The 22,777-nt window shown below is 67.6% G+C and carries 22 protein-coding genes and 2 pseudogenes; 15 read left to right on the forward strand and 9 right to left on the reverse strand.

Annotated elements, in window-relative coordinates; genetic code table 11:
• Nucleotides 1-15: 15 nt before the first annotated feature.
• Nucleotides 16-612 (forward strand): DUF2561 family protein, encoded by a 597-nt coding sequence (locus tag JOZ00_RS19960; protein ID WP_293346893.1) that lies wholly within the window; start codon nucleotides 16-18, stop codon nucleotides 610-612.
• Here the strand turns inward: JOZ00_RS19960 and JOZ00_RS19965 are convergent.
• The gene (locus tag JOZ00_RS19965) at nucleotides 609-902 is read right to left on the reverse strand and encodes a helix-turn-helix domain-containing protein (RefSeq protein ID WP_293346854.1); all 294 of its coding nucleotides are present in this window, start codon (nucleotides 900-902) and stop codon (nucleotides 609-611) included. The two genes, JOZ00_RS19960 and JOZ00_RS19965, sit on opposite strands and share 4 nt — an antisense overlap.
• A gap of 95 nt (nucleotides 903-997) precedes the next feature.
• On the opposite strand from JOZ00_RS19965, the gene JOZ00_RS19970 reads away from it, so the two are divergent.
• The gene (locus JOZ00_RS19970; protein WP_293346857.1) at nucleotides 998-1,558 is read left to right on the forward strand and encodes a carboxymuconolactone decarboxylase family protein; all 561 of its coding nucleotides are present in this window, start codon (nucleotides 998-1,000) and stop codon (nucleotides 1,556-1,558) included.
• Nucleotides 1,559-1,575: 17 nt separating this feature from the next.
• On the opposite strand, the gene JOZ00_RS19975 is transcribed toward JOZ00_RS19970, so the two are convergent.
• Genes JOZ00_RS19975 through JOZ00_RS19990 form a run of 4 tightly spaced genes read right to left on the reverse strand, consistent with a single transcriptional unit; the run spans nucleotide 1,576 to nucleotide 5,991 of the window.
• Nucleotides 1,576-3,282, reverse strand: a complete 1,707-nt coding sequence (locus JOZ00_RS19975) for a cytochrome bc complex cytochrome b subunit (protein ID WP_293346860.1) — start codon at nucleotides 3,280-3,282, stop codon at nucleotides 1,576-1,578.
• Nucleotides 3,279-4,484 (reverse strand): ubiquinol-cytochrome c reductase iron-sulfur subunit, encoded by a 1,206-nt coding sequence (locus tag JOZ00_RS19980; protein ID WP_293346863.1) that lies wholly within the window; start codon nucleotides 4,482-4,484, stop codon nucleotides 3,279-3,281. The genes JOZ00_RS19975 and JOZ00_RS19980 overlap by 4 nt, the downstream gene beginning before the upstream one ends.
• Nucleotides 4,481-5,350: a cytochrome c gene (locus JOZ00_RS19985; protein ID WP_293346866.1), complete on the reverse strand. Its 870-nt coding sequence runs from the start codon at nucleotides 5,348-5,350 to the stop codon at nucleotides 4,481-4,483. Before JOZ00_RS19985 ends, JOZ00_RS19980 begins: the two co-directional genes overlap by 4 nt.
• A gap of 29 nt (nucleotides 5,351-5,379) precedes the next feature.
• Entirely contained in the window at nucleotides 5,380-5,991 is a 612-nt protein-coding gene (locus tag JOZ00_RS19990; RefSeq protein ID WP_293346869.1) for a heme-copper oxidase subunit III, read from the reverse strand.
• 139 nt (nucleotides 5,992-6,130) lie between these two features.
• Here JOZ00_RS19990 and trpD point away from each other — a divergent pair, with 139 nt between their 5' ends.
• The gene (gene trpD / locus JOZ00_RS19995) at nucleotides 6,131-7,228 is read left to right on the forward strand and encodes an anthranilate phosphoribosyltransferase (RefSeq protein ID WP_293346872.1); all 1,098 of its coding nucleotides are present in this window, start codon (nucleotides 6,131-6,133) and stop codon (nucleotides 7,226-7,228) included.
• Here the strand turns inward: trpD and JOZ00_RS20000 are convergent.
• Nucleotides 7,166-9,127, reverse strand: a pseudogene (locus tag JOZ00_RS20000) (DEDD exonuclease domain-containing protein); the annotation flags it as partial. The gene trpD and the pseudogene JOZ00_RS20000 sit on opposite strands and share 63 nt — an antisense overlap.
• A 24-nt stretch (nucleotides 9,128-9,151) precedes the next feature.
• On the opposite strand from JOZ00_RS20000, the gene JOZ00_RS20005 reads away from it, so the two are divergent.
• From JOZ00_RS20005 to pimB, 4 genes are all read left to right on the forward strand, one after another.
• Entirely contained in the window at nucleotides 9,152-9,418 is a 267-nt protein-coding gene (locus tag JOZ00_RS20005) for a hypothetical protein (protein ID WP_293346875.1), read from the forward strand.
• Nucleotides 9,419-9,596: 178 nt separating this feature from the next.
• The gene (gene ripC / locus JOZ00_RS20010; RefSeq protein ID WP_293346878.1) at nucleotides 9,597-10,736 is read left to right on the forward strand and encodes a peptidoglycan hydrolase RipC; all 1,140 of its coding nucleotides are present in this window, start codon (nucleotides 9,597-9,599) and stop codon (nucleotides 10,734-10,736) included.
• A 46-nt stretch (nucleotides 10,737-10,782) separates the two neighbouring features.
• The gene (locus JOZ00_RS20015) at nucleotides 10,783-11,616 is read left to right on the forward strand and encodes a hypothetical protein (protein ID WP_293346881.1); all 834 of its coding nucleotides are present in this window, start codon (nucleotides 10,783-10,785) and stop codon (nucleotides 11,614-11,616) included.
• A 36-nt stretch (nucleotides 11,617-11,652) separates the two neighbouring features.
• On the forward strand, nucleotides 11,653-12,792 hold the full coding sequence (gene pimB / locus JOZ00_RS20020; protein WP_293346882.1) for a GDP-mannose-dependent alpha-(1-6)-phosphatidylinositol monomannoside mannosyltransferase: 1,140 nt from the start codon (nucleotides 11,653-11,655) through the stop codon (nucleotides 12,790-12,792).
• On the opposite strand, the gene JOZ00_RS20025 is transcribed toward pimB, so the two are convergent.
• Nucleotides 12,789-14,591: a long-chain fatty acid--CoA ligase gene (locus JOZ00_RS20025; protein ID WP_293346883.1), complete on the reverse strand. Its 1,803-nt coding sequence runs from the start codon at nucleotides 14,589-14,591 to the stop codon at nucleotides 12,789-12,791. The genes pimB and JOZ00_RS20025 overlap by 4 nt on opposite strands.
• A 186-nt stretch (nucleotides 14,592-14,777) precedes the next feature.
• On the opposite strand from JOZ00_RS20025, the gene JOZ00_RS20030 reads away from it, so the two are divergent.
• The 5 genes from JOZ00_RS20030 to JOZ00_RS20050 all read left to right on the forward strand — a co-directional run bounded on the left by JOZ00_RS20030 (nucleotide 14,778) and on the right by JOZ00_RS20050 (nucleotide 18,201).
• Nucleotides 14,778-15,167 carry a polyketide cyclase / dehydrase and lipid transport gene (locus JOZ00_RS20030; protein WP_293346884.1) on the forward strand — a complete coding sequence of 130 codons (390 nt, stop codon included), beginning with the start codon at nucleotides 14,778-14,780 and terminating at the stop codon, nucleotides 15,165-15,167.
• Nucleotides 15,168-15,285: 118 nt separating this feature from the next.
• A complete protein-coding gene (locus tag JOZ00_RS20035) occupies nucleotides 15,286-15,723 on the forward strand; it encodes an SRPBCC family protein (RefSeq protein ID WP_293346885.1) in 438 nt (145 codons plus the stop codon).
• Nucleotides 15,716-16,996, forward strand: a complete 1,281-nt coding sequence (locus tag JOZ00_RS20040) for an ArsA family ATPase (protein ID WP_293346895.1) — start codon at nucleotides 15,716-15,718, stop codon at nucleotides 16,994-16,996. The genes JOZ00_RS20035 and JOZ00_RS20040 overlap by 8 nt, the downstream gene beginning before the upstream one ends.
• On the forward strand, nucleotides 16,993-17,385 hold the full coding sequence (locus JOZ00_RS20045; RefSeq protein WP_293346886.1) for a hypothetical protein: 393 nt from the start codon (nucleotides 16,993-16,995) through the stop codon (nucleotides 17,383-17,385). Before JOZ00_RS20040 ends, JOZ00_RS20045 begins: the two co-directional genes overlap by 4 nt.
• A gap of 84 nt (nucleotides 17,386-17,469) precedes the next feature.
• Nucleotides 17,470-18,201: a lysophospholipid acyltransferase family protein gene (locus JOZ00_RS20050; protein ID WP_293346887.1), complete on the forward strand. Its 732-nt coding sequence runs from the start codon at nucleotides 17,470-17,472 to the stop codon at nucleotides 18,199-18,201.
• Nucleotides 18,202-18,207: 6 nt separating this feature from the next.
• Here JOZ00_RS20050 and JOZ00_RS20055 read toward each other — a convergent pair whose 3' ends face one another.
• Entirely contained in the window at nucleotides 18,208-19,500 is a 1,293-nt protein-coding gene (locus tag JOZ00_RS20055) for a glycosyltransferase 87 family protein (RefSeq protein WP_293346888.1), read from the reverse strand.
• A 91-nt stretch (nucleotides 19,501-19,591) separates the two neighbouring features.
• Between JOZ00_RS20055 and JOZ00_RS20060 the strand changes: the two genes are divergently transcribed.
• The 3 genes from JOZ00_RS20060 to JOZ00_RS20070 all read left to right on the forward strand — a co-directional run bounded on the left by JOZ00_RS20060 (nucleotide 19,592) and on the right by JOZ00_RS20070 (nucleotide 22,528).
• Nucleotides 19,592-20,494 (forward strand): hypothetical protein, encoded by a 903-nt coding sequence (locus JOZ00_RS20060; RefSeq protein WP_293346889.1) that lies wholly within the window; start codon nucleotides 19,592-19,594, stop codon nucleotides 20,492-20,494.
• Between the two features lie 75 nt (nucleotides 20,495-20,569).
• The gene (locus JOZ00_RS20065) at nucleotides 20,570-21,067 is read left to right on the forward strand and encodes a polyadenylate-specific 3'-exoribonuclease AS (RefSeq protein ID WP_293346890.1); all 498 of its coding nucleotides are present in this window, start codon (nucleotides 20,570-20,572) and stop codon (nucleotides 21,065-21,067) included.
• Nucleotides 21,068-21,139: 72 nt separating this feature from the next.
• A complete protein-coding gene (locus JOZ00_RS20070; protein ID WP_293346891.1) occupies nucleotides 21,140-22,528 on the forward strand; it encodes a class II 3-deoxy-7-phosphoheptulonate synthase in 1,389 nt (462 codons plus the stop codon).
• A 61-nt stretch (nucleotides 22,529-22,589) separates the two neighbouring features.
• Here JOZ00_RS20070 and JOZ00_RS20075 read toward each other — a convergent pair.
• Nucleotides 22,590-22,777: pseudogene (locus JOZ00_RS20075) on the reverse strand (serine/threonine protein kinase); the annotation flags it as partial.

Here is a 22,777-nt window from a genome sequence, read left to right on the forward strand (position 1 = left end):
GGAGCGGACGACACGATCTCCCCGGAGGTCATCGATCGCATCCTGATCGGGTCGTGTGCCGCCGTCTGGCTGGTGTTGTTGGGCGTGAGCGTGGCCGCGGCCGTCGCACTGGCCGATCTGGGCCGCGGTTTTCACAAGGCGGCGAGCAGCAGTCCCCATACCAACTGGGTGCTGTATACCGTCATCATTGTTTCCGCGCTGATCATCGCGGGGGCTATCCCGATCCTGTTGCGGGCGCGCCGGATGGCGCAGTCCGAGCCCGCCGCACGGGGGATGACCGCACCCGACCGGCCCCCGGTGCGCCTGATGTCTCAGAAGCCGCGCACCCCGGCCGACCGGGTGCCGCCGGTGCGCGAGCAGCGGGTCGCGGCCTCGGGCACCGATTGGTCAGGCGAGTCGGTGGACCGGGTCTGGTTGCGCGGCACGGTCCTGCTGACCGGGACCATGGGCGCGGCCCTGATCGCGGTGGCGACGGCGACCTACCTGATGGCGGTCGGTCACGACGGCCCGTCCTGGGTCGGATACGCGCTGGCCGGCGTCGTCACCGCGGCGATGCCGGTGGTCGAGTGGCTACACGTCCGCCAGCTGCGTCGCGTGGTGGACGAGCCCTAGCGGCGACGCACCCACCGGTGAGCCCAGACGCTCAGCGGCTCATAGGCTTCCAACAACCGCTGACCTTCGCGGGAGAGCTGGTAGCCATTGGCGCCGTTCTCGATGATGCCCGCGTCGCGAAGTTCGTGCAGTCTGCTGTTGAGCGCGGTGGCCGAGACGCCCTCGCAACGTTGCTGCAATTGCCGGAACGTCAACTCGTCCGACCGCAGCTCCCAGATCACGCGCATCGCCCAGCGCCGCCCGAGTAGATCGAGCAGGACCATGATGGGTTCCTTGTGCGGTGCAGGCACACTCGCAGACTAGTCGACCGGGCGAGTGGCTTGTGCTCCGATTCGCAGAGCGCTAAAGTCAATGCTCTGATAACCAGAGCGTCAGGAGGTTGACCGTGCCCCGCATCGCGCCCCTGGAACCTCCGTACGATCCGAAAATCGGCGAACTGCTGGCCAAGTGGATGCCGCCGGGCTCGGGTGTCCCACCGCTGGCGCTGTTTCGCACTCTGGCCGTGCATGACGAGTTGGCCTCGCGCATGCGTCCGCTCGGCGCGGGCATACTAGGCAGCCGCATCGTCGATCCGCTGTCGCGTGAGGTGATGATCGCCCGGACCACCGCACAGTGCTCCGCCGAATACGAGTGGGGAGTGCACGCCGTCGCGTTCGGCAAGCCGCTCGGGCTCACCGACGCCCAGTTGTACTCCACCGTGCACGGCGGATCCGACGACCCCTGCTGGGATCGCAAGCAGCGCAACATTATTCGGCTCGCCGATCGCCTGCACCACAACAGCGCGATTTCCGATGAACTGTTCGCCGACCTGTGCGCTGATTTCGACCACCGGCAGATCCTGGAATTGACGACGACGGCGGGTTGGTACCACACCATCGCCTACCTCATCGGCGTCGCCGATGTCGCTCCCGAACCGTGGGCGGTGCAGTTCCCGCCCACGGCATAGGTGCGTTGGATCGCCGGCTAGTGGTGCCCGTTCGTCTCGCCGTTGGGGGAGCCGTTGGACGAACCGTTGGAGCTCTCGGCTTGGTGCTCGCGGAGAGCGGTCAGGGCCCGGTGCTCCGAGGCGTGCGAGGCCTCGCGCAACGCCGCGTCCTCGGATGCCGGGTCGGCGAACAGGAAGCTACCGGTACCCGGCGAACCGGCCGAGCCCAGCTTGTTCATCTTGACCGGCACAGGTGCGCCCTGGTACGCCAGCGGAATCGGATGGCCGTGGCTGTCGACGGGGCCGAGCGGCTGGTGCAGCTCGATGTAGGCACCGTGCGGTAGCCGCTTGATGATGCCGGTCTCGATGCCGTGCTCGAGAACCGCACGGTCGCTGCGCTGCAGCCCGATGCACCACCGGTAGGTGATGAAGAAGACGATCGGCGGAACGATCACCATGCCGATACGCCCGATCCACGTCGTCGCGTTCAGCGAGATGTCGAACTTGAACGCGATAATGTCGTTCATCGCGCTCAAGGTGAGCACCATGTAGAACGAGATCGCCATCGCGCCGATCGACGTGCGCACCGGCACGTCGCGAGGACGCTGTAGCAGGTTGTGGTGCGCGTAGTCACCGCTGAACCGCTTTTCCAGGAACGGGTAGGCGATGAGCAGCATGAAGATGCCGCCCATGAGCAGTGCGACCCACACCACCGCGGGAATCGTGTGGTGGAAGAAGTAGAACTCCCACGGCGGCCAGATGCGCGCCAGGCCTTCGGTCCACATCATGTAGAAGTCGGGCTGTGAGCCGGCCGAGACGTGGGATGGCTTGTAGGGACCCAGGTTCCAGATCGGGTTGATCTGCAGCAGGCCGCCGAGCAGGCCGAGCACGCCGACGATGGTGGCGAAGAACGCGCCGGACTTCACGGCGAACACCGGCATCACTCGCACGCCGACGACGTTGTGCTCGGTGCGGCCGGGGCCGGGGAACTGGGTGTGCTTCTGGAACCAGACCATCGCCAGGTGCAGTCCGATCAGCGCCAGGATGATCCCGGGCAGCAGCAGGATGTGCAGGGCGTACATGCGCGGGATGATGTAACCCGCCGTCGCGCACTCGTTACCCACACCGCCGCAGGGGAAGTCGCCGCCGAACAGCGCCCAGTGCAGCCAGGTGCCGATCACCGGCATTCCCAACGTGATCGAGGACAGCGCGGCGCGCAGCCCGATGCCCGACAACAGGTCGTCGGGCAGGGAGTAGCCGAAGTAGCCCTCGAACATGGCCAGGATCAGCAGCAGCGAGCCGATGACCCAGTTGGCCTCACGGGGCCGCCGGAACGCACCCGTGAAGAAGATGCGTGCCAGGTGCACCATGATCGATGCCGAGAAGATCAGGGCCGCCCAGTGGTGGACCTGACGGACGAACAGGCCGCCCCGCACCTCGAAGGAGATGTCGAGGGTCGACGCGAAGGCCTTCGACATGTCCACGCCGCGCAGCGGCTGATACGCACCGTTGTAGGTGATCTCGGCCATGGACGGGTCGAAGAACAGCGTCAGGTACACGCCGGTGAGCAGCAGCACGATGAAGCTGTACATCGCGATCTCGCCCAGCAGGAACGACCAGTGGGTGGGGAAGACTTTGTTCAGCTGTCTGCGTACGGCCGCCGACGGGTGATAACGCGTATCGATGTCCTCGCCCTGGCGGGCAAGGACATCGCCGATTTTCGGGGGACTCAGTTTCGGACTCATGTTGTCGTCCTCTCCCAGAATGCCGGGCCGACGGGTTCGACGAAGTCGCCGTTGGCAACCAAGTACCCGTTGGTGTCTATGGTGATCGGCAATTGCGCCAACGCACGCGCGGCCGGCCCGAATATCGGCTTGGCGAAGTGCAAGGCGTCGAACTGCGACTGGTGGCAGGGGCACAAGATTCGGTAGGACTGCTCCTCGTAAAGCGATGCGGGGCAACCAAGGTGCGAGCAGACCTTCGTGTAGGCGAACAGCTCACCGAAGTTGAAGCTCTCCTGGCCCTGCCGCTTGACCACCCGGCCCATGTCGGTGGGCCGGACTCGGATGAGCATCACGGGATTGCGCACACCTTGGTTGATCGCGCGGAGCTTCTCCTGCGATTCCGGGGTGGTGCCGTCACCGTCGGACTCCCGCCAGGGGAAGACGGTTTCCATGCCGCCGGCGTCGATGTCCTCGGGGCGCATCTTCACGAACGGCGATGTGGAGGCGGAGCCCGTCGCGCGTGCCAGGTAGATGGTCTCGCCGTGGTAGGTCGGGGTCCACCCGGAGGTGAACAGCACGGCCTTCTTGCCGTCGGCCGTGGGCACCACCGGCTTCCACGGATTCTTGATCAGACCACCGAGGAAGGCGACCAGGGTGCCGGCGCCGAAGGCTCCCAGCCCCACGCCCATCGACAGGCCGACCATCTTGCGCCGCCCGATCGTGGAGGTCTGGAAGGCATCGCCCAGGTTCGCCGCGACCGTCTTGCGATCGATGTCGCGTGAAACGCCGTCATGGCGGTCCTGGATCGAAATCTCTTCGGGGATAAAGCGTTTCTGGTACAGGACGGTGCCGATTCCGATCGCCAGGATCGACATCCCGAAGGTCAGCCCGTACAGCGGGGTGGTGAGGTCGTAGATGAAGCTGCCCGGGGCCTCTTTCGGCTTGTACTCCCACGGCCAGAACAAGAAGATCAGCAGCAGCGCCAGCCCGAATCCGCCGCCCGCCAGAAGCCACAGGGCAACGCCGCGCTCGGCGCGCTTCTCGGCTTTGGTGCCCTCGACCGGCCAGCGCGGTTCCTTGAAAACCGTCTCGACGCCGTCGAGCCTGCCGCCCAGCGTCAACAGTTCCTGCTGCGACATCTCGGCTAGCGCCGCTTCGCTGGGCTCGTTGGGGTCCCCGGCGCCCTTGTCGGTGTCAGAGCCGCGAACGTCGTGGTCGCTCATGCTCGTGCCCCAATCCACAGTGCCAGCCCGATGGCGGCCACCATCCCGATGATCCACGCCGCCATGCCCTCGGGTGCGGGTCCGAATCCGCCGAGGCCGTAACCGCCCGGCTGACGCTCCTCGGTGACTGCCTTCACGTAACCGATGATGTCCTTCTTGGCCTCGAAGGACAGTTGGCGGTCGGAGAACTTCGGCATGTTCTGCGGGCCGGTCCGCATCGCCGCGAGGATCTGCTGCTCGTTGGCGGGCTCCAGGTCCGGCGCGAACTTACCGGAGGACAGCGCGCCGCCCTTACCGGTGAAGTTGTGGCACGACGAGCAGTTGAGCCGGAACAGGTCTCCGCCTCGGCCCAGGTCCTCGCCGCGCAGCGAGCGCATCGCCAAGCTGCCGTCCGGATTGCGCACCACGGTGGGTCCGCCGCCGTTGGCCTGCACGTACGCGCCCAGCGCGTCGACCTGCGCCTCGTCGAAGATGGGCTCCTTGCGCGGCGCCTGGGCCTCGCCGGTCATCGCGGGCATCCGGCCGGTGGACACCTGGAAGTACACGGCCTCCTCGCCGACGCCGATCAGGCTCGGACCGCGGTCGGGCACACCCTGCAGGTTGGCGCCGTGGCAGGACACGCACGACGTGTCGAACAGCTGCTTGCCGGTGCGCAGCAGGGCCGAGGCCGACTCGTCGGCGACAGCCACCTGCGGCTTGGGCGTCAGCACCGCGGCGAGGCCGCCGGCGATGGTCAGCGCGATCAGCAGCAGCAGGCCACCCGACAACCGGCGGCGCAAGCGCCGTCGGGAGCGATCGTTCTGCCCTTTGAGCGATTTACCCAGCCGCATGCCGCGACCGAATCGGGTAGACCCCAGTTTCTTCAACCGAGCACTCCTGTTCGTCTAGGGCCGGGTCATCGGATGAAATAGATCACGGTGAACAGCGCGATCCACACGATGTCGACGAAATGCCAGTAATAGGACACGACGATGCTGGCCGTAGCCTGCGCCGGCGTGAACTTGCTCATCGCGGTGCGGGCCAGCAGGAAGATGAAGGCGATCAGACCGCCGGTGACGTGTAGGCCGTGGAAGCCGGTGGCCAGGTAGAACACACTCCCGTAGGCGCTGCCGGGAATGGTGGTGCCGTGCGTCGCGAGGTGGAAGTACTCGTAGCCCTGCCCGCAGACGAAGAACAGCCCCATCAGGAAGGTGACCACGTACCAGCGGCGCAGCCCGAACACGTCGCCGCGCTCGGCCGCGAACACCCCCATCTGGCAGGTGAACGACGACGCGATCAGCACCAGCGTCACGGGGACGGCCTGATACAGATTGAGCTCGGTCGGCGGCGGCGGCCACTTCCCGCCGGCCTGGGCGCGGGCGGTGAAGTACATCGCGAACAGGCCAGCAAAGAACATGAGTTCGCTGGAAAGCCAAACTATGGTGCCGACACTGACCATGTTGGGGCGATTCAGCGAATGCACCCGCGACGTAATTGCTGTACCTGAGGTCCCGGCAGCACTGGTCACATCCGCAAGTATGACGCTTTGTAGTTGTTGAACTCCACCCGGGGCGGCATTTGATGTTGCGCGCGTCGCGCGGGAGTCGCCCCCGGGCCCCTCGCGGCGACGGTTGGGCGAGCTTCGGTCCTCGTGGGACCATCGGCGCGTGGCTCTGTCGTCCGACGCTTCGTCCATCGCGGGTTCTCCCGCGCGCGGTCCCGCGCCGTCGTGGCCGCTCGTCCTTGGCCGGCTGACGGAGGGGCAGGACCTGGACCGCGGTCAGGCCGCCTGGGCGATGGATGAGATCATGGCGGGCAACGCGAGCCAGGCCCAGATCGCCGCCTTTGCGGTCGCGATGAAGGTGAAGGTCCCGACGTCGGCCGAGGTCAGCGAGCTGGCCGATGTCATGTTGAGCCACGCGCGCCAGATGCCCGCCGGCGCGATCCGCGACGACACCGTCGACATCGTCGGCACCGGCGGCGACGGCGTGAACACCGTCAACCTGTCCACGATGGCCTCGATCGTGGTCGTGGCCGCCGGCGTGCCGGTGGTCAAGCACGGCAACCGGGCCGCCTCGTCGTTGTCCGGCGGCGCCGACACGCTGGAGGCGCTCGGGGTGCGCATCGACCTCGACCCCGACCAGGTCGCGAGCAGCCTCGCCGAGGTCGGCATCGGGTTCTGCTTCGCGCCGCTGTTTCACCCGTCGTACCGGCACGCGTCCGCGGTCCGTCGCGAAATCGGCGTGCCGACCGTCTTCAATCTCCTTGGGCCGCTTACCAATCCGGCCAAACCCCGGGCCGGATTGATCGGCTGCGCGTTCGCCAACCTGGCCGGGGTGATGGCGGGCGTGTTCGCGGCACGGCGGTCCAGCGTGCTGGTCGTGCATGGCGACGACGGACTCGACGAGTTGACGACCACCACCACCAGCACGATTTGGCGGGTGCAGGCCGGAACGGTGGACAAGCTGACATTCGATCCGGCCGGATTCGGGTTTCCCCGGGCCGACATCGGGGACCTGTTGGGCGGTGACGCGCAGGCCAACGCCGCGGAGGTGCGTGCCGTGCTGGCCGGCGCCAACGGCCCGGTCCGCGACGCCGTCGTGCTCAACGCAGCAGGCGCGATCGTCGCCCACGCCGGCCTATCCAGCCGCGCCGAATGGCTGCCGGCGTGGGAGGACGGGTTGCAGCGTGCCGCGGCCGCGATCGACTCCGGCGCCGCCGAACAACTGCTCTCGCGTTGGGTGCGGTTCAGCCAGCAGGTCTGAATCCCACTGGCGCGCCGCCTCGCGCGCCGAGCGCGCCGTCGCCGCCCAGGCCGCCCACGCGCCGGCCGAGCGCAGCGGTGACGCCCATCCGTCCTCGGCGACCCGCACGATGCGCACTCCAGGTCCGGTCAACCAGCGCGCGATGAGAGCGGTCTCCTCGACCAGCGCGCCGCCCAGCGGCGCGGCCGACGGCAGAATCGCTTGTGCCGCAGCGGTAATCGCGTCGACGACCGGCATCGGTGGCACCCCGCGTTTGGCGTTGCCCGCGGCGGCGAGCTGGCCGTGCCGGACGATCGCGAGCTGGTAGCCGCCGGCGCCGTCGGGTGCGGCGGCGACCAGTTCCGGCAGCACCGCCAGGGACCGCAACCGCTGACCGCGCCACAAAGTCTCGACGGCAGCGCCGATGCGGTCTCGCAGCCGCCTGGCGCTCTCGAAATGACATCGCCCGGCGAGCGCGGCGACCTGGTCCACGGCGGCCGCAAGGGCGGTGTCGTCCTCGCCGTCGATCAGGCCCGCGACGCGCGCCACGGCCCCCGCGTACTGGGTGGCGGTGACGTCACGCGCGGCGGGGCAGGGCGAGACCTCCGCCTCGACGCACAGCGGCCCGTGCCACGCCGAGCGCCCCAAGCGGTTGGTGCACGTTCGCAGGCCGGTGAAGCGGGCCAGCAGGGCGGCGGTGTCGGCGGCGTCGGCGCGCGACCGGAAGGGGCCGACGGCCCGGTCATGCTTCGGCGCGCGCACCGCCGCCAGCCGCGGGAACGCCTCGTCCGTCAGCGCCACCCACCACCAGCGTTGCGGAAACCTCGACCGGCGGTTGTAGGGCGGCGCGTGCGCGGCCAGCATCCGCAACTCGCGCACGCCGGCCTCGAGGGCATGCGCACATTCGACGTGGTCGACCGCGCTGGCCAGCGCGACCATCTCCTTCATCCGGCCGCGGGGATCGGCGCCGGTGAAGTACTGGCCCACCCGGCGGCGCAAGTCGACGGCCGTGCCGACGTACAGCACCTCGCCGGCCGGCCCGCGGAACAGGTAGACGCCCGGCCGGTGCGGCAGGCCGTCGGCGAGCACCCGCTTGCGGCGCTGGGCCGGTGTCACGTCGGGCAGATACGAGCGCAGGTCGGAATAGGTGTGCACGCCCTGGTTGCCGACGCGCTCGATGAGCGCGTGCAGCACGTCGACGGTGGCGCGGGCGTCGTCGAGGGCGCGGTGGGTGGGTTGGGTGGCCACGGCGAACAGCCGCGCCAGGGAAGCCAGCCGCACGCTGGGCGCTTCCTCGCGGCTCAGCACCCGGCGGGCCAGCCGAACCGTGCACAGCACCTGAGGCCGGTGCCAGGTGATGTCGCAGCGCTGCGCGGCCGCGCGCAGGAATCCGATGTCGAACCCGGCGTTGTGAGCGACCAAGACCGCGCCACGGGCGAACTCCAGAAACATCGGCAGCACGGAGTCGATGGTCGGCGCGTCGGACACCATCGCCGTGGTGATGCCGGTCAGCTGCACGATTTGGGGCGGGATGCTGCGCTCCGGGTCGACCAGGGTGGCGAACTCGCCGAGTACGACGCCGCCGCGCACCTTGACCGCCCCGATCTCGGTGATGGCATCGGCGGGTGCGGTTTCGGTGCTTTTCGTGCGCCCGCCGGTGGTCTCCAGGTCCACCACGACGAAGGTGGTCTCGCGCAGCGAGACCTCTTCGGCCGCGAACGAGCCCACGTCGGCAAAACTCAGCTGAGTCGCACCAGCCACACCCGTCGCAGCCACGGCCGTGACGTTAAGCGTGAGCACCGACACCGGGCTGGCTTCCACGCCGGTCGGGTCCGGATCGGTTGGCCGGCGAAATCTCAGCGTGGGTGGATGTCGGTGCCTGCCGTTAGCGTGCGGATAGATCGACTTGACGTTCGGCACTCAGACCGGAGAGGACCGCCCCCGATGGCACCACCTAGTTCCAGAATTCAGGGCCCCGACAGCGACGGAACGAGCGTGCCGGGAGCCGGGGCGCCGGTGGTGATCGACTGTGATGATTGCGCGGTGCGCGGTCCCGGATGCCGCGACTGTGTAGTCAGCGTGATACTCGGGGTCCCAGAAACTTTGTTGAGCGACGAACGGGCCGCATTGGAGGTTTTGGCCGAAGTTGGCTTGGCACCACGATTGCGGTTAGTGCCTATCCGGCGCGAGCGCAGTTCGGGCGTCGCTTAAGATGCCTTGCGTGCCAAACGTTTCCGAAGCAGTCCACGTCATCCACATAATAATGACAGAATTCTTTCCAATTTCTTAACCATCTGCTTTGGACAAACGTCGATATCGTTTCGTAACCTGTTTGAGACCTAAACCAGCTCGACGCCCAACCGTCGATGGCCGTTTAAGGATGCAAATCTTGAAGCTTGTTCCTAGATACCCGGTTGCGCGCGTCGTAACACGTTCGGCTATCGGGACGCTAGCGGGCTTTGCGGTGTTGTCGGGTGTCATCGCCCCACGGGTGGCTGCCGATCCGGCTCAGGATGCGGTGGCAAAGCTCAATGAGCTTTCCCGCCAGGCCGAGCAGACCACCGAAGCCATGCACAGCGCTCAGCTGGACCTGAACCAGAAGGTGGCGGCCCAGCGCGCCGCGGACCAAAAGCACACCGATGCCGAGGCCGCGGTGGACGCCGCGAAGGCCAAGTTGGCGTCGTACCAGGGTGCCGTCAACAACCTCGCCGCCGCGACGTACATGGGCGGCCGGGTCGACGGCATGCAAGCCATCCTGACCGCCGGATCACCGCAGGGCCTGATCGACAAGCTGGCCGTGCAGCGGGTGATGGCGACCGAGATGGCCGACCAGATGGCCAGCTTCCGCAACGCGGGTGAGCAGGCTGCCAAGGCCGAGCGGGAATCCGCCAAGTCCGCCGCCGACGCGAAGAGCGCAGCCGAGCAGGCTGCCGCGGTGCGGGCCAGCCTGCAGTCCAAGCAGAGTCAGCTGCAGGTCCAGATCGCGGTCGTGAAGTCGCAGTACGTCACCCTGTCTCCCGATCAGCGCACCGCGCTGGCCGCCCCCGGACCGGCCGCGCCGGCGCCCGGTGCGCCGGCCCCCGATGCCGCTCCGCCCGGTGCGCCACCGCCCGCCGGCCAGGCGCCGGGTGAGGCGCCGCCTCCTGGTGGGCTGCCCGGACAGGCTCCCTTCGGCGGCGGCGGTGACCGCGGGACCGTCGTGCAGGCAGCGCTGACCCAGGTCGGGTCATCCTACGTGTGGGGCGGCGCAAGCCCCGGTGCGTTCGATTGCTCGGGCCTGGTGATGTGGGCGTTCCAGCAGGCCGGTATCTCGCTGCCGCACTCCAGCCAGGCGCAAGCTCAAGGCGGTCAGCCGGTTTCCCTATCGGATCTGCAGCCCGGCGACGTGCTGACCTTCTATTCCGACGCGTCACACAGTGGCATCTATGTCGGTGACGGCATGGTGATCCATTCCTCCACCTACGGCGTGCCGGTGCGGGTCGTGCCGATGAATTCCGCCGGCCCGATCCACGACGCCCGTCGCTACTAAGCGTCCTGCTCCGCAGCGTCGGCGGCTGCCGATACTGCTGGCCTGGGTGTTCGTTGTCGAGCTGATCGTCGCCGCGGCCGTGCCGTTCGACGCGGCCAGCGACAGCCGCGCCAGGCCCCCACAATTGATCACGCCGGCCCGTAGCCAGGTCAACGCCGCGACGAAGTCATTGGAGATCGGTGACCGCACCGTCCGGTTGCTGGGTCTTGGCGGCGCGTCCAGCGACCGCCTCGTCTCGCGGGTGACGTCCTACATGGGTGCCGCGATCACCGCGGTGGAGACGTTCTGGGGCGTCGATTGGTCGCGCCTCATCTCGGTGGTGGTAGCCGGCTCGGACGAGGAGTTTCGCGCCGCCGCCGGCGGGGGGCCGCCGTCGCAGTGGGCCGACATCGCGGCCGTGACGGTCGTCGACCGGGTCGATCCCGCTCACCGGGTCGCGGTCGGCCAGCGGATGGTGTTCGCGCCGGCCGCGGCCAACATGAGCGACGCGTCACTACGAATCGTGTTGACGCACGAGCTTTTTCACTACGCTTCGCGCGCCGACACCCTGTTGGACGCACCCCGATGGATCCAGGAAGGGGTCGCCGACTTTGTCGGCCGCCCGCCGACGCGGGTGCCGCCGAACGCGGTGCCGGTACCTCTGACGTTGCCGTCGGACGCCGACCTCGATACGCCCGGTCCGCAACGCTCCCTGGCCTACGACCGCGCGTGGTGGTTCGCCCGGTTCGTTGCCGACACCTACGGCGCGGCGAAGTTGCGCGACTTCTATCTGATCACCTGCGGCATCAGGCACGCCGACATGCCCACCGCGGCCCAAGAGATCTTCCAGACCAGCCCGACGGGCTTGCTCGCGGGCTGGCATCAGTGGCTGACCCGCTAGGGTTGCAGCGCCTACAGTCACGCTAGCCTGACGACGATGAGTCGGGTCCTGCTGGTTACCAACGACTTTCCGCCCCGCCCGGGCGGCATTCAGTCGTACCTGGGTGAGTTCGTCGGCCGGTTGGCGGCGGCCGGGTCGCACTCGTTGACGGTGTATGCGCCGCAATGGAAGGGCGCCGACGCCTTCGACGAGAAAGCAGCTGTTTCCGGATACCGGGTCGTGCGTCATCCCGGCACCCTGATGCTGCCCGGCCCCGCGGTGGACGGCCGAATGCGCCGGCTGATCGGCGAGCACGGCATCGACACCGTCTGGTTCGGTGCGGCCGCGCCGCTGGCATTGCTGGCACAGCGCGCGCGTGGGGCTGGGGCGACCCGGGTGCTGGCCAGCACGCACGGCCACGAGGTGGGCTGGTCGATGCTCCCCGTGGCGCGCTCGGTGCTGCGCCGCATCGGCGATCACACCGACGTCGTCACCTTTGTCAGCCGCTACACTCGCTCGCGGTTCGCCCCGGCCTTCGGGCCCAGGGCCTGTCTGGAATACCTGCCACCCGGTGTGGACACCGAGCGGTTCCGCCCCGATCCGGCGGCCCGTGACGAACTGCGCGAACGCTACGGGCTCGGCGAGCGGCCAACCGTCGTCTGCCTGTCGCGGCTGGTGCCGCGCAAGGGCCAGGACATGCTGATCAAGGCGTTGCCGTCGGTCCGCCAACACGTCGACGGCGCGGCCCTGGTCGTCGTCGGCGGTGGCCCCTACCTGGACTCGTTGCGCAAGCTGGCTCGCGACCACGGGGTGGATGAGCATGTGACGTTCACCGGCGGCGTACCGTCCGCCGAGCTGCCCGCGCACCACGCGCTGGCGGACGTCTTCGCGATGCCGTGCCGCACGCGGGGCGCCGGCATGGACGTCGAGGGCCTGGGCATCGTGTTCCTGGAGGCGTCGGCGACGGGCGTGCCGGTGATCGCCGGTCAATCCGGCGGAGCTCCGGAAGCCGTGCAGCAAAACAAGACTGGATTGGTGATCGACGGAACATCGGTGAACGAGATCGCCGAGGCCGTTACCGAGCTGCTCAGCGATCGCGACCGCGCCGCCAAGATGGGCGCGGCCGGGCGCGAATGGGTGACGTCCCAGTGGCGCTGGGACACGCTGGCCGCTCGACTGTCGGACCTGCTGGGCTAGTCCTTGGAGTAGATCGCCTCGATGTCGGAGGCGAACTTCTCGGCTACCACGTTGCGCTTGACCTTCATCGTGGGCGTCAATTCGCCGGTGTCCTCGGTGAAGTCGACGGGCAGGATGCGGAACTTGCGGATCGACTCCGCGTGCGAGACAGCCTGATTGGCGTCCTTGACGGCCGCGTCCACTTCGGCGACCAGGTCGGGGTCGGCGGTCAGATCGCCCACCGACGCGCCGGCCGACTTCTGGTTACGCTGCTTCCAGCCGTCGAACGACTCGGGATCGATCGTGATCAGCACGCCGATGAACGGCTTGTTGTCCCCGACGACCATCGCCTGACTGATCAGCGGATGCGCCCGCAGCCGGTCTTCGAGCACCGCGGGCGCGACGTTCTTTCCGCCCGCCGTGACGATGAGTTCCTTCTTGCGGCCGGTGATCTTTAAAAAGCCGTCCTCGTCGAGGGAGCCGAGATCGCCTGTCCGGAACCAGCCGTCGGTGAACGCGTCGTTGGTGGCCTGCTCGTTGCGCCAGTAGCCGCTGAACACCACGCCGCCGCGCACCAGCAGCTCGCCGTCCTCGGCGATGCGCATGCTGTTGCCGGGCACCAGCGTTCCGACGGTTCCGATCTTGACGTTGCCGACCTGGTTGACCGTGATGGCCGAGCTGGTCTCGGTCAACCCGTAGCCCTCGTGGATGGTGAGTCCCACGCCGCGGTAGAAGTGGCCCAGCCGCGCGCCCAGGGGAGCGCCGCCCGAGACCGACGCGTGGCAGTCGCCGCCTAGCGCCGCGCGCAGCTTGTGGTAGACCAGCCGGTCGAACAGTGCGTGTTTGGCGCGCAGCACCAGCCCGGTCCTGCCGCGGTCCTGCGCCTCGCTCCAGTCGACCGCGGTCTGCACGGCCGCCGCGAAGATCTTCCCCTTGCCGTCGTTGGCGGCGTTCTGCTCGGCGGTGTTGTAGACCTTTTCGAATACCCGCGGGACCGATACCACCACCGTCGGCTTGAACACCGAGAACATCGGGACCAGGTTCTTGATGTCGCTGGTGAATCCGACGGTTACCTTGTTGGCGCACGCGGACAGGGTGAGCGAGCGCGCCAGCACGTGGGCCAGCGGCAGGAAGATCAGCAATCGCTGCCCCTCGTCGAGCAGCGAGGGGAGGCTTTCCTTCACGCCTTTGGTCTCGTGCAGCAGGTTGGAATGCGTCAGCTGGCAACCCTTGGGCCGCCCGGTGGTGCCAGAGGTGTAGATGAGGGTCGCGGCGTCGTCGGCGCGCAGCGCCTCCAGGCGTGCGGTCAGCTCGGCCGGGTCGGTCGAGGCGCCCTCGTCGACGAGCTGGTCGAGCGCTTTGGGGCCCGAGCCGTTGATGTGCAGCACGCGGCGCAGCGCAGGGAGTTCGGCGGTGAGTTCGGTGACCATCGAGGCATGCGCGTCGGTCTCGGCGAAGGCGAGCACCGCCTCCGAGTCCTGCAGCACCCAGCGCACCTGCTCGGCCGACGACGTCTCATAGATCGGAACGGTCACCGCGCCCACCGACAAGATCGCGAGGTCCAATATCGGCCACTCGTAGCAGGTCGCCGAGAAGATGGAGACCCGGTCACCGGCCTGCACCCCTAGCGCAATCAAACCCAGTGCGGCAGCACGGATTTGGCCTGCCGCTTCGGCGCACGTGACGTCGGTCCACTCGCCGTCCACCTGGCGTTGGTAGATGACGAAGTCGGGATCGTTGCGCTCGTGTTCGAACACCATGGCCGCGATGTTGTCGTGCTCGTCGACAGAGAAGCGGGCGGGGACGCTGTACTCACGCACTCTTGTGACCTCGATTGATCTAGTGACAATTCTAAAAGGAGCCGGCTTGCTGAACACCAGCCTAATCGAGCATTCGCGCAGCACGGGGCGGGTCGGTTGGACGGGCGCCTCGATTGCGAGCGCAACCGGCGGATTGACCCGCCCTCGCCGATGGCGGTGCGAGCCCGGTGTGTGAAGCTGAGATCCGTGAACAGCATCCAGATCGCGGATCAGACGTTTCTCGCCGCCGGCGGTGCGCGGGTCGCCGCCGCGATCGGCGATCAGTCCAGCTGGCGTCGCTGGTGGCCGGATCTGCGCCTGCAAGTCATCGAGGACCGTGCCGACAAAGGCATCCGCTGGGCGGTCACCGGCGCGCTGACCGGCACCATGGAGATTTGGCTGGAACCGTCGCTGGACGGGGTGGTGCTGCACTACTTCCTGCACGCCGAGCCGACGGGTGTCGCGGCCTGGCAGCTGGCCAAGTTGAATTTGCCGAAGATGACGCATCGCCGCCGAGTGGCCGGTAAGAAAATGGCGTTCGAGGTGAAGGCGACGGTGGAACGGTCACGTCCCGTCGGGGTTTCTCCGGTAGTTTAGCCGGGTCAGGTCTGCGCGGAGAGTAGCGTTTCGGACCGGAGGCCCGCGGTTGGTCCCGTAGCAGAAGAATTCCCGGAGCCGGGGTCGACCCGCTTGCGGAAGAAAGGGCAGCAACCAGGTGGCGGAGAAAACGACGCAAACCATCTACATCGAAGCCGACCCGGAAACCGTGATGCAGGTGATCGCGGACATCGATTCCTATCCGGAATGGATCTCGGAGTACAAGGAGGCCGAGGTCCAGGAGAAGGACGCCGACGGCAACCCGAAGATTGCGCGTCTGGTGCTCGACGCCGCGGTCCTCAAGGACACGATGGTCATGGCCTACACGTGGCCGGCGGATCGGCAATCGGTCAGCTGGACATTGACCTCCAGCTCGCTGCTCCGTTCCCTCGAAGGCTCATACCGCTTGGCGCCCAAGGGATCTGGCACCGAAGTCACCTACGAGCTCGCCGTCGACCTCGCCGTCCCGATGCTTGGTCTGCTCAAGCGCAAGGCCGAGCGCCGGTTGATCGACACCGCTTTGAAGGATCTCAAGAAACGAGTCGAGGCTGAGTGAGTCCGCTGCATTCAGGGCACCCACCCCGGCCCGGATCAGTCTTTTCGTTGGCAAAGGCGGGGTAGGTAAATCCACCCTGGCCGCTGCGACCGCGGTCGGCGCCGCAAGCGCGGGACAGCGGGTCCTTGTGGTGTCCACCGACCAGGCGCACTCTTTGGGCGACGTGCTGGGTATCCCCGTCCCGCCGAGCCAGGATGAGCTGGTTCGGGTGCTCGCCGATCTCGAAACCGGCCAAGCGGAGGCGGGTGGCGGCTTCCTGGACGCGCTGGCGTTGGACACCCTGGCCCTGCTCGAGGTGCGCTGGCGTGACGTCGTCGAAACACTGGATCGGCGGTTCGCCGATTCCGAGCTGAGTACCATTGCACCCGAAGAACTTTCGGCGCTGCCGGGTGTTCAGGAAGTGCTCGGCCTGTACGCCGTCGGCGAGCTGGCCGACTCCGGGCGATGGGACCGCGTCGTCGTCGACTGCGCCTCTACCGCCGACGCGCTGCGGATGTTGACGTTGCCCGCGACCTTCGGCCTCTACGTGGAGCGCGCGTGGCCGCGGCATCGCAGGTTGTCGCTCACCGCCGACGACGCCCGCTCGGCGGCGATGGTCGAGTTGCTCGAGCGCATCAGCGGCAGCGTCGAGCGGCTCAGCGGACTGCTGACCGACGGCGAACTGGTCAGCGCGCATCTGGTGCTGACCCCCGAGCGGGTGGTCGCCGCCGAGGCCGTGCGGACGCTGGGCTCGCTGGCGTTGATGGGTGTGCGCGTCGAGGAGTTGATCGTCAACCAGGTTCTGGTCGAAGACGAGTCATACGAGTACCGCAATCTTCCCCAGCACCCGGCCTTTTACTGGTACACCGAACGCATCTCCGAACAACGCGGTGTTCTCGACGAACTCGACGCCACCATCGGCGAGGTGGCGCTGGTGTTGACCCCGCATCTGGCCGGCGAACCGATCGGCGCCAAGGCGCTGGGTGCACTGCTCGACAGCGCGCGCCGTCGGGGTGGGACCGCGCCGCCCGGGCCGCTGCGGCCGATCGTGGACTTGGAGTCCGGAACCGGGGTCGACGCGATCTACCGGATGCGGCTGGCGCTGCCGCAGCTCGACAAGTCGGCGCTGACGCTGGGGCGCGTCGATGACGACCTGATCGTCAGCGCGGGCGGATCCCGGCGCCGGGTTCGGCTAGCATCCGTACTTCGGCGTTGCACGGTGCTGGACGCACACCTGCGGGGTAGCGAGCTGACCGTGCGTTTCAGACCAGATCCGGAGGTGTGGCCTAGATGAGTGGGGCGCATTCCGATATCGGTCCGGAGCTGCGCAGGCTCGCCCAGGCGATCCTGGACGGAATCGACCCCGCCGTGCGTGCGGCGGCTGCGCTGACGGCCGGCGGGGGACCCGGGACCGGCAAGTGCCAGCAGGTGTGGTGCCCGGTATGCGCGCTGGCCGCCTTGGCGACCGGAGATCAGCACCCGTTGCTGACGATCATCGCCGATCACAGCATCGCCCTGCTCGACGTGATACGCGACATCGTCGCCGACATCGACCGGTCAGCCAAACCGACACCGGATCCGCCCGACGGCGGCCCCCCGGGCGGTGGCGGCGGCGACACGGGCGCGGGGGAGGCCGCAACGAAGACGCGCTATCAGCACATCCCGGTCACAGTCGAGGAGTGACCCGCCCTCGCGAAGGTGGTCCCTTCCGTCACGGATGGGTACAGTTGGCCGCGAACATCATTGGTGCGGGCGAGAGGGAGGGCCATGGCGTATTGGCTTTTCAAATACATTCTGCTGGGCCCGCTGCTGTCCCTGCTCGGTCGACCGAAAGTCGAAGGGCTGGAACACATTCCAAGTTCCGGACCGGTGATACTGGCCAGTAACCACCTGGCGGTGATGGACAGCTTCTACCTCCCGCTGGTGGTGCGACGCCGGATCACGTTTCTGGCGAAGTCAGAATATTTCACTGGCACGGGTTTAAAGGGCTGGTTTCAGCGGTGGTTCTTTAACGCCGTCGGCCAGGTTCCGATCGACCGCACCGATGCCGACAGCGCGCAGGCCGCGCTGAACACCGCGGAGCAGGTGCTGCATCAGGGCAAGTTGCTGGGGATGTACCCCGAAGGCACCCGCTCGCCCGACGGCCGGCTGTACAAGGGCAAGACGGGGCTCGCGCGACTTGCGCTGCAGACCGGGGTCCCGGTGATTCCGGTCGCGATGATCGGCACCAATGTCGTCAATCCGCCCGGCACCAGCATGTTGCGGTTCGGTCGGGTCACCGTCCGCTTCGGCAAGCCGATGGACTTCTCGCGATTCGAGGGGATGGCCGGCAACCGCTTCATCGAGCGGGCCGTCATTGACGAAGTGATCTACGAGCTGATGGAGCTGTCCGGTCAGGAGTACGTCGACATCTACGCCGCAACCCTCAAGGAACGTGGCAACGGCGCCCAGCCGACGAGCGGACAGGCCGACCGGATCCCCGAGACCGCAGCCGGCTAGCGCCGGTCAGCCGACGGCCGTCACCGGCGTCAGCTGCTGGGGCTGCGACTCCCGCGACGTTCCGCGGGCAGTGACCGTGGCGCCGACCGTGATGATCAGCGCCAGCGCCCACCAGACGTAGGACATCCCGATTAGTTGGCGCCACCAGTTCGCCGTCGACTCGTGATACTTCGGCAGCAGGTCGATGGGCGTCCAGCGCATCAGCGCCACCCCGACGACGCTAAGCACGGCCAGGGCGGAGTTGCGACGCCGCCAGGCCACTATCGCCGTCACCAGGATCGCCGGCAGCGCCCACACCCAGTGGTGTGACCAGGACACCGGTGAGACGACCAAGCCGAACAGCGCGACACAGATGATCGCGAGCATCGGCTCGCCGGCGCGCAGCACGCGGCGCATCGCCCAAACGGTGAGCGCCAGCACCGCCACGCTCCCGGCCACCCACAGCACGAAGCGTGGCTGCTCGCCGAGGCCGGCCCGGGCCAGGGCGCCCGCAATGTTCTGGTCGGTGTTCAGCGCCGCGCCGCCGATCCGATCGGTGTGGTGCACCGTTTCAGTCCAGTACTGCCAGGAGTCGTGCCATGCCAGCACGAAGCCCAACAGCGTCGCGGCCACGAAAGAGCCCATCGCGGTCAGCGCCGACCGGTTGTCCCGGCGCAGCACGAAGTAGAGCAGGAAGACCGCGGGGGTTAGTTTGAGCGCGATTCCCAGGCCCAGCAGCACCCCGCGAGGCCAGCGCGTCCGGCGCGGCATGCAGTCGGCGATCACCAAGGTCATCAGCACGACATTGATCTGGCCGAAGGCGAAGTTGGAGTTGATCGGTTCCATCCAGAGCGTTGCCGGCACCACGATGACTATGGCCAGCCACAACCGGCGCAACCAGGCCGGGCCGGCCAGCCTTGCCGAGGTCTCCCAGACGTCTAGGCGGGTCAGCACGATCGTGACGGACACGATCAGCAACACCGAGGTCAGCAGCGTGATCGCGATGCTGGCGGCCGGCATGTGCAACCAGGAGAACGGGCAGAAGACGACGGCCGCCAGCGGGGGATAGGTGAACGGCAGATCCAGCCCGATCGGCGTGTGGAACATGGTGTTGCCGTACAGCGGATGCCCGTCCAGCCAGGCCTGACCGCCCATCTGATAGATGTCGATGTCGATGCGGTACGGCGTCTGCGCGAACAGGTACCACGCCATGTATCCGAGCCCGGCCACGGCCACCGCCCAAAGCAGGAGCCACAGCAACGCCCGGAGGGGGCCATTCCTGCTAGGGAAGCCCACGCCGGGCGTCTGCGAACTAGTCATTTCGGACAACAGCGTAATCGGTGCCGATGTCTTCTCCGGTGCTGCAGCGCGGCTCCCGAGGTGTCGGCGCACACTGGCGTAGGTTTCAAGTGTGCTCCACTGGTTCGTACCAAGGCTTACGAGTTGGTTCGCTCACGACATCGTCGACCGTGGCCGGCTGCCTTTGCTGTGCTGCCTGACCGCTTTCATCCTGACCTTTTTCGTCACCCGAACGTTCGTGCGCGTCATCCGTCATCGCAGCGCGGCCGGTCGTCCGACTCGTTGGTGGCAGCCTCGCAACGTCCACATCGGGGGCGTGCACATCCACCATGTGACCTTCGGCGTCGTCCTGGTCATGCTCTCAGGGCTGACGCTGGTGACCCTGGCCGTCAACGGACAAGAGCCCGAATTCACCTTATCTGCAACGCTTTTCGGGATCGGCGCCGCCCTGGTGCTGGACGAGTACGCGTTGATCCTGCACCTGTCCGACGTCTACTGGGAAGAAGACGGCCGCACGTCGGTGGATGCCGTCTTCGCCGCGGTGGCGGTGGCCGGGCTGTTGATCATGGGGCTGCACCCGCTGATGTTTTTCCTGCCGATCTGGGACGGCACCGACTCGCTGGCGCTGCGGGCAGTGGTGGCCGGGGGAATGGTGCTGACGTTGCCGCTGGCCGTCGTGGTGGTACTCAAGGGCAAGGTGTGGACCGGTTTGCTAGGCATGTTCATCGTCGTGCTGCTGGTCATCGGCGCGATCCGGTTGTCGCGTCCGCACGCCCCATGGGCGCGGTGGCGCTACAGCACCCAGCCGGACAAGATGCGACGCGCGCTGCAGCGCGAACGCCTGCTGCGCCGCCCGGTAGTGCGGGCCAAGCTGTGGCTGCAGTGCGCGATCGCCGGCACCCCGAGCGTGCCCGACGAACGCGCGGTCGATGCGCAACTCGACCACGACGTGCATCCCGCACCGCCGCCGGAGGGGACCGAGCCCATTCTGATCGGCCCGATCAGCCGCGTGTAGCCCCATTACATCGATGGACCGGCTCCGTACTCGCGCCGTGTCGGCGCTCGTCGTCGCCGGTCTAGGCTCTCTCCGGTGCGGTACTTCTACGACACCGAATTCATCGAGGACGGCCGCACCATCGAGCTGATCTCGATCGGGGTGGTCGCCGAGGACGGTCGCGAGTACTACGCAGTGTCCACCGAGTTCGACCCCGAGCGCGCCGGCAGCTGGGTGCGGGCCAACGTGCTGCCCAAGCTGCCGTCCCCGTCGTCGCCGCTGTGGCGCTCGCGTCAGCGGATCCGTCAGGACCTCGAGGAGTTCTTCGGGGTGAACGGCGCCGAGCCGATCGAGCTCTGGGCCTGGGTGGCGGCATACGACCACGTCGCGCTATGCCAGTTGTGGGGCGCGATGCCGGCCCTGCCGCATGCGATACCCCGCTTCACGAGGGAATTGCGCCAGCTGTGGGAGGAGCACGGATCCCCGCGCATGCCGCCGCGGCCCAAAGATGCCCACGACGCCCTGGTCGACGCACGGGACCAGCTGCGCCGATTTCGGCTGATCACCTCCGGAGAGCGGGGTGCGGGCGCCTGAGCACCGTCTGGGCGGCGTTCGCCCTGATCAGCCATGATCAGGCGGGGGCCTGAGCCCGGTTACCATGGTGCGATGAACTGGACCGTCGACATTCCGATCGACCAGCTGCCGGACCTGCCGCCGCTGCCCGCCGATCTGCGGGCCCGGCTGGACGCCGCGCTGGCCAAACCGGCTGCTCAGCAGCCCAGTTGGCCCTCCGAACAAGCGGCTGCGATGCGGACGGTTCTGGAAAGCGTGCCGCCGGTGACGGTGCCGTCGGAAATCCTGCGGCTGCAAGAACACCTGGCTCAGGTCGCCAAGGGCGAGGCTTTTCTGCTGCAGGGCGGCGACTGTGCGGAGACCTTCACCGAGAACACCGAACCCCACATCCGGGGCAACATCCGCGCTCTGCTGCAGATGGCCGTGGTGCTGACCTACGGCGCCAGCATGCCGGTGGTCAAGGTGGCCCGCATCGCCGGTCAGTACGCCAAACCGCGCTCGGCGGACATCGACGCGCTGGGGCTGAAGTCCTACCGCGGCGACATGATCAACGGCTTCGCCCCGGACGCCGCCGTGCGCGAGCACGACGCGTCGCGGCTGGTGCGCGCCTACGCCAACGCCAGCGCGGCCATGAATCTGGTGCGCGCGCTGACGTCGTCGGGGCTGGCTTCGCTGCACCTGGTCCACGACTGGAACCGGGAATTCGTGCGGACCTCACCGGCGGGTGCCCGGTACGAGGCGCTGGCCACCGAGATCGACCGCGGCCTGCGGTTCATGAGCGCGTGCGGCGTGGCGGACCGCAACCTGCAGACCGCCGAAATCTACGCCAGCCATGAGGCTTTGGTGCTCGACTACGAGCGGGCCATGCTGCGGCTGTCGCACAGCGATGAGGGCGAGCCGCAGCTGTTCGACCTGTCGGCGCACACCGTGTGGATCGGCGAGCGGACGCGTCAGCTCGACGGCGCGCACGTCGCGTTCGCGGAGGTGATCGCCAACCCGATCGGCGTCAAGATCGGCCCCACGATCACTCCGGAGCTGGCCGTCGAATACGTCGAGCGGCTCGACCCGCACAACAAGGCCGGCCGGCTGACGCTGGTGAGCAGGATGGGCAACAACAAGGTGCGCGACCTGCTGCCGCCCATCGTCGAAAAGGTCCAGGCCACCGGTCATCAGGTGGTGTGGCAGTGCGACCCCATGCACGGCAACACCCACGAGTCGTCGAACGGCTACAAGACCCGGCACTTCGACCGAATCGTCGACGAGGTGCAAGGCTTCTTCGAGGTGCACCGCGCGTTGGGCACGCATCCCGGCGGCATCCACGTCGAGATCACCGGCGAGAACGTCACCGAATGCCTCGGTGGCGCGCAAGACATTTCGGACACGGACCTGGTGGGCCGCTACGAGACGGCGTGTGATCCGCGGCTGAACACCCAACAGTCGCTGGAACTGGCGTTCCTGGTCGCGGAGATGCTTCGGGACTAGGGTGGCGACCCGCCTCGCCCGGCTCCGCCGCGCTCGCGATCGCCACGGCGACTAGAGGCGACTAGAGCAGCCCCGTCAGGTTGCTGCCGACCGTCCATGCGGCGGTCGCGACCAGCCCGGTGAGCGCCAGCACGAGCGCTACCCAGATCAGCACCATGCGCCGGCCGCGCTGGCGGGCCCACATGAACTCGCTGATCGGGATACCGGCGAATGCACCTGTGACGGGCTCGTATTCGTAGTCTTCGTCGG

It is taken from the genome of Mycobacterium sp., from assembly GCF_019243155.1.
In the GTDB taxonomy this organism is placed as follows: domain Bacteria; phylum Actinomycetota; class Actinomycetes; order Mycobacteriales; family Mycobacteriaceae; genus Mycobacterium.

Bases quoted from the DNA above. Each gene is read 5' to 3' on its own strand.
- JOZ00_RS19975 (WP_293346860.1), bottom strand. From the start codon at position 3,282: ATGAGTCCGAAACTGAGTCCCCCGAAAATCGGCGATGTCCTTGCCCGC.
- JOZ00_RS19980 (WP_293346863.1), bottom strand. From the start codon at position 4,484: ATGAGCGACCACGACGTTCGCGGCTCTGACACCGACAAGGGCGCCGGG.
- JOZ00_RS20005 (WP_293346875.1), top strand. From the start codon at position 9,152: ATGGCACCACCTAGTTCCAGAATTCAGGGCCCCGACAGCGACGGAACG.
- pimB (WP_293346882.1), top strand. From the start codon at position 11,653: ATGAGTCGGGTCCTGCTGGTTACCAACGACTTTCCGCCCCGCCCGGGC.
- JOZ00_RS20045 (WP_293346886.1), top strand. From the start codon at position 16,993: ATGAGTGGGGCGCATTCCGATATCGGTCCGGAGCTGCGCAGGCTCGCC.
- JOZ00_RS20050 (WP_293346887.1), top strand. From the start codon at position 17,470: ATGGCGTATTGGCTTTTCAAATACATTCTGCTGGGCCCGCTGCTGTCC.
- JOZ00_RS20055 (WP_293346888.1), bottom strand. From the start codon at position 19,500: ATGACTAGTTCGCAGACGCCCGGCGTGGGCTTCCCTAGCAGGAATGGC.
- JOZ00_RS20070 (WP_293346891.1), top strand. From the start codon at position 21,140: ATGAACTGGACCGTCGACATTCCGATCGACCAGCTGCCGGACCTGCCG.